Origin of the sequence: Peribacillus sp. NPDC097198, from assembly GCF_044762055.1 — a bacterium.
GTDB lineage: Bacteria > Bacillota > Bacilli > Bacillales > DSM-1321 > Peribacillus.
The window spans coordinates 316,645-327,947 of the sequence record NZ_JBIWDO010000004.1; the positions used below are offsets into that span (position 1 = coordinate 316,645).

The following is an 11,303-nucleotide window of genomic DNA, read 5'->3' on the forward strand; positions in this document are numbered from 1 at the left end:
GTCAGGCCTTCTGTTACACTATTAGATAGAGAAGGAAGGAGAGAGCCGAATGGATATTGTTGAAAAAAGAATTCAATTGTCCCATTCTACACTACACATAATGATGGATCGTTTTAATAAGCGCGTACGGGTCGAAGACTATTTGGGCCATTTTCAAGATTGCGTCGAAGAATCTTTGAAAGCAGCTGATAATATATCAGCGGAGAAAATCATATTCAAGGCACGAACGGAAAATGTACTGGAGCTGCTGAGCAAAGGTTTTTTATATGAGGGAAGTATCGATAAGTTCTTTTTAGGAAGTGATTGCCACTTCCTTGTTAAATATACCCAAGATCAGCGAAGGGCCAGTTCTCATTGGATCAAGGAGGATGAAATTCTAGAAAATGTACAGAAACTTCCAATAAAAGTAGAGCTAGAGGCCCCCCCATCAACCTATATAGGAAGGAAGGCGGAGGAAATAGATGCCGTGAAGCTTGCTGAATTGTACGGAAAAGTATTTGAAATTTACCCAACCCCAATGAATGAACCAGAATATGTGAGGAAATGCATGAACAGCGGGACGGTCTTTTACATATACGAACATGATGGAGTAATCGTCAGTGCGGCATCCGCTGAAATAAATGACTTTTACCGTAATGCGGAAATAACGGATTGTGCAACACTGCCCGATCATCGGCAGTATGGATTAATGAAGCACTTGATTGAGAAGCTTGAAAGTCACCTCGTCTCACATGACATTTATTGTATCTATTCTATCGCAAGGGCGCTATCATTCGGAATGAATGCAGCATTGCATCAGCAAGGCTATTATTACAGGGGTAGATTAGCCAATAACTGCTTCATTTTCGATAAATTGGAGGATATGAACTTATGGGTGAAGAACTATACATGAATGCCCATTTTCGGGCATGCATATGACAAGTTTTCGGCACTACTTCATATATATGATGGAAGGAATGTGAGAGAGGGGGAAGACATTGATCAGTGAATGTTTTAATACAAATCAGGTCTTAGAAGCGATTCTGGCAAGCATTGATGAGGGAATTCATGTAATCGATCTAAAAGGTCAAACGATCTTTTATAATGAAGTGGCGGCCAACCATGATGGAATGAAGGTAGAGGAAGTGCTTGGAAAACCACTGCTTGAAGCGTTTCCGTCTTTAAATCATAAATCTTCGACCTTGCTGCGTGTCATCCAATCCGAAAAGCCCATCTACCATCATAGACAATCTTATGTAAATGCGCATGGTCGAATCATTGAGACCTTCAATACAACCCTGCCTATATATGTAGACGGTTTCATAATGGGGGCAATCGAAATTGCGAAAGATTATTCTAGCCTGAAACAATTATCGGAACGCTTAGCAGACTTGGAAAGCTCTCTTAAAACGACGACAAGTAAAGAAAAAAAAGTAGCCACGAATGGTACGTTATACACTTTTGCTGATATTCTAACCCAAGATCCACCATTTGAAAAGTTGATTGCACAAGGGAAAAAGGCTGCCCGGTCATCGTCTTCGGTTTTAGTTTATGGTGAAAGTGGTGTCGGAAAGGAACTTTTCATCCAAAGTATACATCACAACTCCAATAGGCGAAAAAAGCCCTTCATTGCACAAAATTGTGCGGCACTCCCTGAAAATTTATTGGACTCGCTTTTATTTGGGACTTCGAAAGGTAGTTACACGGGAGCTGTCGAACGCCAGGGATTATTTGAGCTGGCGAATGGAGGGACTCTATTTCTTGATGAACTGCAATCGATGCCCATTGATTTACAGGCGAAGCTGCTTCGTGTACTTGAGGATGGGGCCGTTAGGAGGATAGGGGCGGCAAAAAGCATTCAGGTAGATGTCAGGATCATGACTGCGATGAATGTAAACCCGAAGACGGCTGTCACGGAGAAAAAGCTCCGTGAGGATTTATTTTATCGCTTACATGTTTTGAGCTATGAGCTACCGCCGCTAAGAGATCGTCCAGAGGATATTTTATTGCTTACGGAGCATTTTATTATAAACTTTAACGAGAAGATGAATCGCTCCGTAAAAGGAATCGATGAAGAGACCAAGGGAATCCTACATGCCTATCATTGGCCAGGTAACGTAAGGGAACTCAAGCATACGATTGAGTTCATGATGATACATGCCGAAAGTGAAGTCTTGACAGCGGGTGACTTGCCCCCATTTTTAAAAAAGAGCACAGTTCCTAAAGAGAAGGTATTGCCGCTGCGGGAAGCCATGAAGGAAATGGAAACAAAACTTATATCAGAGGCACTTTTGCAAACCGAAGGAAATGTCTTTCAAGCTTCAAAGCTATTGGACATCCCGAGGCAGACCCTCCAATATAAAATTAAGAAACATACTTGAACGCTAAAAAATCCGGTATATCGTATATAACCGGATTTTTTAGCGTTCATATTTAGTTTTTGGGCAATTTTGGCACCCTTCTTGCATTAAATACTACTATCAAGACTTAGGAGGTATGGCTATGTTATTTGATTTATATAAACCAGATCGTCATTGGAAAGATATAGAGTTATGGAAAGATGTAACTGATGAACAATGGAACAATTGGTTGTGGCAATTGACAAATACAATAAGAACTGTGGATGATTTGAAGAAAGTAATCGACCTTACTCCAGACGAAGAGGAAGGGGTGCGAATCTCCACCAAAACGATTCCCTTAAATATTACCCCCTATTATGCGTCACTTATGAATAAAGAGGACCCTAGGTGTCCAATAAGGATGCAATCCGTGCCCATATCGGAAGAAATGCATAAAACTAAGTATGATATGGAGGATCCACTACATGAAGATGAGGATTCACCCGTACCGGGATTGACTCACCGGTATCCCGACCGTGTGCTTTTCCTGGTGACGAACCAGTGCTCGATGTATTGTCGATATTGTACGAGAAGGCGTTTTTCAGGTCAAATTGGCATGGGCGTTCCAAAGAAACAATTAGATGCAGCAATCGGCTATATTCGGGATACACCAGCGGTCAGGGATGTGCTAATTTCCGGTGGTGATGGATTATTGATCAACGATACCATCCTCGAATATATCTTGAAGAATTTGCGAGACATTCCCCATGTTGAAATAATTAGAATCGGTACACGGGCTCCAGTGGTTTTTCCTCAGCGTATCACTGAAAACCTGTGTAATATTCTAAAAAAATATCACCCGGTTTGGTTAAATACGCATTTCAATACGTCGATAGAAATTACGGAAGAGTCGAAGAAAGCGTGTGAGATGCTCGCGGATGCGGGTGTGCCAGTCGGAAACCAAGCTGTAATCTTAGCGGGCATTAACGATAGTGTCCCTATCATGAAGAAGCTAATGCATGACCTTGTCAAGATCCGTGTACGCCCTTACTATATTTATCAATGCGATTTGTCAGAAGGAATTGGTCATTTCCGGGCCCCGATATCTAAAGGAATCGAGATCATCGAAGGCTTACGGGGTCATACATCCGGTTATGCAGTACCTACATTCGTTGTTGATGCACCTGGAGGCGGAGGGAAAATCACTTTACAGCCAAATTACATCCTGTCTCAATCCCCGACGAAGACAGTCCTACGGAATTTCGAAGGTGTAATCACGACCTATCCGGAACCGGAGCAGTACACACCGGGACTTGCCGATGATTATTTCAAGGGGATTTATCCCGATGTTGAAGCAAAACAGTCAGATTCAGGGATAGCGGGTCTTATGAACGACAAACAATTTAATTTAGTACCTGAAGGTCTGAAACGGATGAACCGTCGTGAAAAGTACCATACCAACCCAGAACATGCCTCTTTAAAAAACCAACGCGAAAAACGTGACCAGCTAAAAGAAAAAAAATTTCAGGCACAGCAGATAAAAAATATAGCTCCACAAAGCGAAAAGGAAGAAGGGGAGTAAAATGGAAGTATGTCCGTGGTGTGAAACAGGAAAACTCTCTTCCATAAAAGGTACAGTTTATTGGGAATTACCGGATGGAACGAGGGCTGTTGAGATTACCGAAACGCCATCATCCTATTGTGAAAATTGTAACGCCCTTTTTCAACGTGATGAAATCGTGAAAGAAATTGAAGACCAGCTGTTTTTAATTGATACGAAACAGCTAGATAAGCAGACTACGTATGAGGAACTATTAAAGATGAAGCGAATGCTGAAACGGAATTATTTTGACTTTTCTTAGGAGGAGCGAATTCTATAAAAAATAAAAACTATGATTTTTGATAAAACATTTATCTGATCCTCGGGATTGGATAGATGTTTTTTTTGAATTGAACCTAGATAAAATCGGCTAAACGGACTGATTATAAGTGCAAGAATAGCTGAGGTTTTCTGCAGAAAAAGCCCCTAATATTATCCACTATAACTCTTTCACACTAATGTCCGACGATCTCTTCTGCAGCAAGTTCCATGTAATAATTAATAGGCTTAGACTAGAATAAGCCACTTTCCTTATTTTATAAGTTTAGAAAAACTTTTCCACATTCGTTTTTATTTTGACTTTAGTTGGTTAGTACCGCGGAAGGGAGGGTGTAAGAATGTTCAAAAGGATGGATTATTATAGTTAAAGCCACCATATCTTAATCCTGGTGGCTTTAGGTATATGTTGATCTAGGTGCGTAGTTAGCCTATTTATAGTTTAGGCAAAGTGATGAAAAAACATGTTCCTTTTCCGAATTGACTTGAAACACGTATGCTGCCACGATGGAAATCCACTACCTCTTTGACAATTGCCAGTCCCAGACCAGTGCCTTCTTTTGTCCTAGAAGCGTCCGCTCGGTAAAAACGTTCGAACAAATGAGAAAGTTCTTCTTCTTTAATCCCCATACCGGTATCTCGAAATTGAATGAAAACATCATCGTTTGTTTCTTCAACGATAATTTTAATGGAACCGTTCGGTTTATTGTACTTTAAAGCATTTGTAAGTAAATTATCCCAGACAGTTTCCAATAGACCTTCATCACCATTGAAACGGATTGGTGCAATTTTATAATATAGTTCGATGCCCGAATCTTCAATGAGCCACAAATATTTTTGAATCAGCGTCTTAAGTTGTTCATCCAATGCAAATGAGGAGCGTTTTAATGCACGTGTAGGCTGATCTAAAAAGGTTAGCAGTAGTAATTGCTTAGTTAAGAGAGATAATCGCTTAGTCTCTGTCTCGATAATCGATGTGTATGTTAGGCGATCTTCTTCTGTAATGCTGGGTGACTTCAATAGTTCAGAATATCCTTGGATATTTAATAGCGGCGATTGGAAATCATGAGAAACATTGCTTATGAATTCTTTTCTTGATCGATATGTTTCCTGTAATTGCTTCGTCATTTGATTGAAACTTGATGCAAGCTGTCCAATTTCATCGCGTCGTTTAACCTTCAGTAGAAGGTCATAATTTTCTTTTGATATTTGTTTAGTGGCTTCCGTTAATTGTGTAATGGGTCGTATTAATTGTTTCGCAACAAATAGCATTCCAATCAGGCTGATTATCGCCATGGATATGATCAAACAAGCCAATATTGTATGCACTTCAGAAAATAATAAGCCAATATTGGGCCGAAGGAAGACCCCATACTGTTCGCCATTATATATAAAGGGGACACCGACAGTATTGATAATTTTATTCGTAAAAAAACCTGTCATGAATGACTGATTTGGATAGTTCTCCATACCATGAAAGATATTTCCTTTAAATACCGTTTCTTTGGCGGAAGGGGGTAATTCTGACGTTTTAAATGCCCCTCCAAAGAACTGAGAATAACCAGATTCCCCGACAACATAAAATTGATATCCTATATCGCCAAGTGTCGATAAATAATGTTCTAAATCCAAATCAGGCGTACTCTCGATATATCGTGTAATATTTTGTGCTATGGCGACATTCTTTTCATCATTTTGTTCCTTAGTAACCAGATGGTAATACGTGTTTGTTAAAAAAAAGCCGACAATTGTACTGAATAGCATAAGGCTTAACGTAGTGATAATGAACTGTTGATACAAGGTTTTCATGAATGTTGAACCTCTAATTTATATCCTAAACCACGGATTGTGTTTATTTCGATATTAGCCCCTAGACGATTCAATCGGTTCCTCAGGCGTTTGATATGTGTATTAAGGGTCAGGCCGTCACCTTCATAATCATGTCCCCATATTTGTTCCATGATGGTAAATCGCTCGATGACATAATTGGGCCGATTTGCAAGTAATGATAGCAATTCAAATTCTTTTAAGGGCATGATCAGTGTTTCTGATTCGGTTGACACTTCAAAAATTTTACGATTAATCGTCACATTACCGATCCGAATGATATTTTGGCTGTCCTTATCAAATCTTCTAAGGATGACGGCAATCCGAAATAGTAACTCTTTAGGTTCAAAGGGCTTTACTACATAATCTTCGGAACCTGCTAGAAACCCTCTCGTTTTATCTTCTAATTGATCTTTTGCCGTTAACAGTAGAACAGGAATTTTATAATCTTGGTTGAGTATTTTTGTCAACTCAATGCCATCCATCCCGGGCATCATCACATCAACTACGGCTAAGTCAGGAACTACTTCTTCTAATAAGTAAAGCGCCTCTTTCGCATCATTAGCTTTTATGACATCATATCCTTCCCGCATTAAATGAATACTTACCAGCTGTAATATATGTTTGTCGTCATCACAAACCATTATTTTCAATACAATCACCTCAAACCATTTTTTGCTTTATATGTATATGGGTTCGCTTTCATGAAATCTATACTTACATGCATGTAAACAGGTAAGAACGCAGAGACATGTGGAAGTCTCTGCGTATGGCTTGTATATTTGTTTTTTCTTTTATTTCTTATCTTTCTCAAAGAATAATATTAATGCGGGCAATAGCATTCCACGCACTAAGAATGTATCCATTAAAATACCGATGGCAACGATGAATCCAAAGACGAATAAATCGGCTATTGGCATCGTAGTCAATGCCGCAAAGGTGGCTGCCAAAATTAAACCAGCAGATGAAATGACCCCACCTGTATTCCGAATAGCGATTTCCAAAGCCTGTTTCACTTTTTTTGTTTTGCGTTCTTCTAAGAAACGGGATATTAAAATAATGTTATAGTCTATCCCGAGAGCGACTAAGAAGATAAACGCATAAACAGGTACACGTGTACTTACCGCTTCATAACCGAACAGAACATCAATGAGGAACAGACCTAATCCTAATGCTGCCAAGAATGAAAGTAAAATGGTGGCCATCATATAAACCGACATTTTTACTGACTTCGTTAACACGAATAGGAGGATTAAAATTAATAATGTTTCTAGTAGGACGATCACCCAAATATCACGATTGTTCACATCACGTTCGTCGACAAGTTTTGGTGTGGTTCCGCCATAATAGACCTCTCCGGATAAATTAGCTTCACTTAGGACTTCGTCACCGTTTTCAATTAACTCCTTCATCATATCAATTGCTTCGACAGAATAAGGGTTAAGGTCAAGCGTCATACTATATTTTACTACTTTCGCGTCGTCAGATACATTTGTTAGTCGAACTGATGTAACATCTTTTTCAGATTCGAGCGTTGTCCGTAATGCTTCGATCTGTTTTTCTGATAACGTTTCTTTTCCTTCGAATAAAATGGATGTTGGAGCCAATTCACCTTTGTCGTATTTCGCTTCGACGATTTCGTAGCCTTCACGTGAAGGTAAATCTTTTGGGAAAGATTTCACTGTATCAAATTCAAAATCAAGGTTAAATACATTTAACGCTGACACAACCATTAAAATGGCGATAATCCCGCCAGAAAGGCCTGGTTTATTTACAACGAATTTTGCAACGGGTCCCCAGAAGCGATGTTTTACTTCTTTCGTTTCACCAAACTTCGGTACTTTCGGCCAGAATGCTTTACGTCCAAATAAAGTAAATAGCGCTGGTACAAGTGTAATGGATGCTAACATGATGACAAACATTGTCGTTCCAAAAATTGGCGCAAAGTTTTGATAATCACGGAAGTTAGCAAAGAATAAAACGAGCATTGCGGCGAGTACTGTTCCGCCTGCTAAGAATACTGGCAATCCTGTAGCACGCATCGCATGTTTCATTGCCTCATATTTGGTCTCATGGTGGTTCAGTTCTTCTCGGAAGCGAGAGAATATGAATAATGAATAGTCAATCACGGCCGCGAACAGCAAAATACTCATTATCGATGTAGTTGAATTGTTGATTTCAAGTCCACCAGCACCCATTAATCCGAGTGTTTGATTCACTACTTGGTATACGATTACTGTTGCTAATAGTGGGATAAAAGCCAATAATGGAGAACGGTAAATAACGATGAGCAGGATTAAAATAATCACTATTGTGGTAAATAGTAACACGAAATCTGCTTGTTCGAACAACTTAAGCGTATCTCCAGCAATTCCTGCAGGACCAGTAATACGGAAGGAAGTTTCAGACATACCCTCTGTAACGCCATTTCCAACCTCAGCCATAGCATCTACGGTTTCGCCAATTTGGCGGCTATCAAGACCAGGGTCTAAAGTCATTGGAATGATGATCGTAGACTGGTCATCTGACTTGAACCCTTCGATTGCTTCTGGCGGTAATTGAGAGATATTGACGATTTCATCGACACCCTCAATTTTAGCACCGATGATTTTATTCATAATGCTTGTAACTTCTTCTAAGTTCACCTTACCATTTTCGTTATGAAAGGTAAGAATACCAGGCGTCCCTTGATCATTAGGGAAGTATTTTTCTAATTTTTCATTTGCAATAATGGATTGTGCATCGTCGGGTAAGGATTGAAAGTTTGTCACTTTGTAATCACTTACTGCCGGACCGGCACTTAACCCAATCATTAAGACCAGCCATGTGACAATTGTAATCCACATACCTTTCTTAGTTGAAACCCAATCAGTTATTGGGCGTAAAAAAGAATTCATTTAATTATTTCCCCCTTATAGTTTGGAGCTGCAATGTGAAATGCGGACATCACATTTAAGCTCGTCATCACTTTCTATTTCATTGTAATGTAACTAAATGAACTGAAAATGAACTTTTAGTTAAATTATGAAAAATTGGAGGGGTAACCAGCTGGATAATAAAACATTTATCAGCGCCTGAAGATTTACTCTATATACACAAAATTCGTGGTAAAGTATCTAGATGGAATTTATAGTTGAAAGGGTAATTAACAATCAAGACTTGTATAGGTGTAGACGTAAGCGTTAGTTTCCGATATATTAAGATTTAAATCATAGTATTTTGATAAGGGGGCTCGACATGAGACCGTTTTACTTATTTTTAATGAAATATCGACAGCCGAAGGAAATTGATGAATTTACAAAATTCGCAAACCATGCATACGAAGATCACAGTTTTCCAAAGCAATCGGATGATTATCATGAAGTGAGCAGTTACTTGGAGTTAAATGGAGACTATTTAGATAGTATGACTATATTCGATCGATTATGGGATCAATATGTCCAAATAGAAGAAGGACTGCTATAGATACAGGAATAGGGGGAGCCGAAGGATGTTTAGAAGCCTTCAAGCCCGAATTTTGTTTTATTCTTTAATTATATCGAGCTTACCCGTTTTGATATTGGGAATCATTTCTTATGAATCACAACGCTCCTTGCTAGCTAAAGAAGCGAAGAGTACATTGAATTCAGGTTCACTTAATATGGTAAATGAAATGTACAGTTATTTAAATGAACGGATTAGTGATGTTAACTTAATGAGTACGAATACGGTATTGATCAATCCTGATTCTTCTAAAGAGGAGAAGACCGATGAATTGAAAAGATTCACAGAAGCAAAAGGTGAATACTTTGGTGCCGTATATTTAGATTTGGAAGGTACGGTCATGGCTGATACCTCAAATAAAATGGTCGGAACAAGCTTAGCTAATAGAATATGGTTTCAAGAAGGGCTAAAGGGGCATGAATTCCTATCGGATGTATATAAAACGAAAGCATTTGCTGAACCTATTATAGCCTTAAGTGCACCGGTAAATGATAATAAAGGGAAAATGATCGGTGTTGTGTCCCCGGCCTTTCGGATATCAGGCCTTTGGGATATGATGGAGAAAAAGGCCAATGACATTAGTGAAAAGTACCCTGTGAATTTTTATATGATCAATCAGGATGGCATTATGATTTCAAAAAAAGACCCGAATGGCATTCATGAGAGTTCTAATACGACATTGGAAGATATGGGCCTTACAAAAGAAAAGTTATTGGAATCCGCTAATTCCAATAATTTATATAGTGCAGAAAATGGAGAAAAGATATATTCCATTCAATACGTTCAACCGATAGCTCAAACGGAAAATAAATGGTTTGTGGTAGTGGGAGCTGACAAAAAACAAGTATATCAGCCGTTAAATGATCTTTTATCCCGCTATCTTTCTATATACACCATTGTATTTATGTCCATCATTCTAGGCGTCTATTTACTTACGAAATCTCTGGTGAAACCAGTACATAATCTAGTGGAAGTGACGGAAGATTTTATCCAGGGAAAAGAGTTCGTGGTCTCTGATAAAAGAAGTTTTGTAGAAATGGAGAAGTTGAATCATGCGTTTCTAAGGATGATGGATACGATTAAGGATAGGGAAAGAGAAATCGTCCGTACCGAAAAGTTAAAATATGTCGGACAACTGGCCGCAGGGGTAGCGCATGAAATCAGGAACCCATTGACGACCATCAGGGGTTTTCTCCAACTGTTGAAGAAGCAGGATTATGAAAAAGAGTTAATTGAAAAGTACAGTGATGTCATGCTTGGGGAAGTAGATCGAGTGAACGTTTTTGTTACACAACTCCTTGATTTAGCTAAACCCCACCAGCTTGAAATGGAGAATTTGGATCTGAAGGAATTCCTTGATGAACTGGTTGTTGTCTATTCGGCTTCTACTCTATATAAAGATGTCACACTCGTTAATACATTGACAGAACCCGTACATACCTATTCCGATAAAAACCGGTTGCGTCAGGTTATCCTTAATGTCCTGAATAATTCCTGCGAATCGTTTGAGTCAAAAGGGCAGATTGAAATGACCGTCGATACTTCACCTCATTATGTACAATTGAAGATCCGAGACGATGGAAAAGGGATTAAACCTGAGAATTTAAAAAATATCGGGATGCCCTTTTATACGACAAAGTTAAAAGGAAATGGTTTGGGAGTGGCAACTTGCATCCAAATAATGGATGAACTCAAAGGGAAATTTCAAATCGAAAGTAAATATGGACAAGGTACAGAAGTGATCTTGACGATTCCGACAACAAACCGTCTCATTTAAAGAGGCGGTTTTCCTGTCTTGC

9 protein-coding genes are annotated in these 11,303 nt (G+C 39.1%); 6 read left to right on the forward strand and 3 right to left on the reverse strand.

Going from position 1 to position 11,303, the window contains the following annotated elements; genetic code table 11:
• Positions 1-49: 49 nt before the first annotated feature.
• The 4 genes from ablB to ACIQXQ_RS09355 all read left to right on the forward strand — a co-directional run bounded on the left by ablB (position 50) and on the right by ACIQXQ_RS09355 (position 4,180).
• Complete coding sequence (ablB, locus tag ACIQXQ_RS09340; protein ID WP_402956814.1) at positions 50-892, forward strand: putative beta-lysine N-acetyltransferase; 843 nt, start codon at positions 50-52, stop codon at positions 890-892.
• An 85-nt stretch (positions 893-977) separates the two neighbouring features.
• On the forward strand, positions 978-2,360 hold the full coding sequence (locus ACIQXQ_RS09345) for a sigma-54 interaction domain-containing protein (RefSeq protein WP_402956816.1): 1,383 nt from the start codon (positions 978-980) through the stop codon (positions 2,358-2,360).
• Positions 2,361-2,481: 121 nt separating this feature from the next.
• The gene (kamA, locus tag ACIQXQ_RS09350) at positions 2,482-3,900 is read left to right on the forward strand and encodes a lysine 2,3-aminomutase (RefSeq protein WP_402956818.1); all 1,419 of its coding nucleotides are present in this window, start codon (positions 2,482-2,484) and stop codon (positions 3,898-3,900) included.
• A gap of 1 nt (position 3,901) precedes the next feature.
• Positions 3,902-4,180: a YokU family protein gene (locus ACIQXQ_RS09355; RefSeq protein ID WP_402868964.1), complete on the forward strand. Its 279-nt coding sequence runs from the start codon at positions 3,902-3,904 to the stop codon at positions 4,178-4,180.
• A 449-nt stretch (positions 4,181-4,629) separates the two neighbouring features.
• Here the strand turns inward: ACIQXQ_RS09355 and ACIQXQ_RS09360 are convergent, their stop codons facing one another.
• The 3 genes from ACIQXQ_RS09360 to ACIQXQ_RS09370 all read right to left on the reverse strand — a co-directional run bounded on the left by ACIQXQ_RS09360 (position 4,630) and on the right by ACIQXQ_RS09370 (position 8,918).
• Positions 4,630-6,003, reverse strand: coding sequence for a HAMP domain-containing sensor histidine kinase (locus ACIQXQ_RS09360; RefSeq protein ID WP_402956820.1), 1,374 nt, complete (start codon positions 6,001-6,003; stop codon positions 4,630-4,632).
• The gene (locus ACIQXQ_RS09365) at positions 6,000-6,674 is read right to left on the reverse strand and encodes a response regulator transcription factor (protein ID WP_402956822.1); all 675 of its coding nucleotides are present in this window, start codon (positions 6,672-6,674) and stop codon (positions 6,000-6,002) included. The genes ACIQXQ_RS09360 and ACIQXQ_RS09365 overlap by 4 nt, the downstream gene beginning before the upstream one ends.
• Before the next feature lie 141 nt (positions 6,675-6,815).
• The gene (locus ACIQXQ_RS09370) at positions 6,816-8,918 is read right to left on the reverse strand and encodes an MMPL family transporter (protein WP_402956824.1); all 2,103 of its coding nucleotides are present in this window, start codon (positions 8,916-8,918) and stop codon (positions 6,816-6,818) included.
• A 340-nt stretch (positions 8,919-9,258) separates the two neighbouring features.
• On the opposite strand from ACIQXQ_RS09370, the gene ACIQXQ_RS09375 reads away from it, so the two are divergent.
• Together ACIQXQ_RS09375 and ACIQXQ_RS09380 are read left to right on the forward strand one after the other, a co-directional pair.
• The gene (locus ACIQXQ_RS09375) at positions 9,259-9,486 is read left to right on the forward strand and encodes a YozE family protein (RefSeq protein ID WP_402868957.1); all 228 of its coding nucleotides are present in this window, start codon (positions 9,259-9,261) and stop codon (positions 9,484-9,486) included.
• A gap of 25 nt (positions 9,487-9,511) precedes the next feature.
• On the forward strand, positions 9,512-11,281 hold the full coding sequence (locus tag ACIQXQ_RS09380; RefSeq protein WP_402956826.1) for an ATP-binding protein: 1,770 nt from the start codon (positions 9,512-9,514) through the stop codon (positions 11,279-11,281).
• The last annotated feature ends 22 nt before the right edge of the window (positions 11,282-11,303 follow it).